Source organism: Luteimonas panaciterrae (assembly GCF_020511115.1).
Classification (GTDB): Bacteria; Pseudomonadota; Gammaproteobacteria; order Xanthomonadales; family Xanthomonadaceae; genus Luteimonas; species Luteimonas panaciterrae.
Window position 1 is genome coordinate 1 of sequence record NZ_JAJAVH010000064.1, and the last position, 988, is coordinate 988.

At 63.6% G+C, this 988-nt stretch carries 1 protein-coding gene; it reads left to right on the plus strand.

Annotation, left to right across the window (positions count from 1 at the left end):
- Window positions 1–988 (plus strand): RHS repeat domain-containing protein (locus LG367_RS18270; RefSeq protein WP_319004041.1); only part of this gene is annotated, 988 nt, incomplete at both ends.

Below are 988 nucleotides of genomic sequence, written 5' to 3' on the forward strand. Positions count from 1 at the left end.
CCAACGCCCTGGGCCAGCCGACGCAGGCGGGCACCTACGCCACCAGCGTGAGCTACTACCCCAACGGCGCCATCGCCCAGTTCACCTACGGCAACGGCATCAAGCACACGCTGACCCAGAACGCCCGCCAGCTGCCCGACCGCAGTCTGGACGACTACGGCACCAGCAAGTTCCTGGACGACAGCTACGACTACGACCAGAACGGCAACGTGGCGGCGATCAGCGACGGCCTGACGGGCAACCGCGGCAATCGCACTATGACCTATGACGAGTTGGACCGGCTGACCAAGGTCGACTCGCCGATGTACGGCACCGATGCCGCGAACCACGTGGCCCTGTACGGCTACGATGGCCTGGACAACCTGACCGGCGTCGTGATCGGTGGCACCAAGGCGCGGCTCCTGGCGTACTGCTATGACGCCAACTGGCGGCTGACGAACGTCAAGAACAACTTCAACGGCGAAGGCTGCGCCGGCAGTACGGTGATCGGCCTGAGCTATGACGTGCAGGGCAACCTGGCGAACAAGAACGGACAGGCCTTCGAGTTTGACTACGGCAATCGGCTGCGCAACGTCCCGGGCAAGGAGTGGTATGCCTACGACGGACAAGGCCGGCGCGTGCTCAGCTGCACCTCCGCAGCGTGCAGCTACCAGATGTACAGTCAGGCGGGGCAGCTGCTGACCAGCCAGGACTACCGCAACAACAAGCGGGTGGAGTCGATCTACCTCGGTGGCAGCCTGGTGGCATTAAGAGAGCTGGACACCACGACCAGCACCACGACGACGAAGTACCAGCACACCGATGCACTGGGCAGCCCAGTGGCGGAGACGAATCAGAGCAGAGCCATCCTCGAGAGGAGCGAGTACGAGCCGTTCGGACAGGTGCTGAACCGGCCGCTGGAGGACGGGCCGGGCTATACCGGACATACGCTGGATGCAAGCACCGGGCTGAACTACATGCAGCAGCGGTACTACGATCCCAATATCGG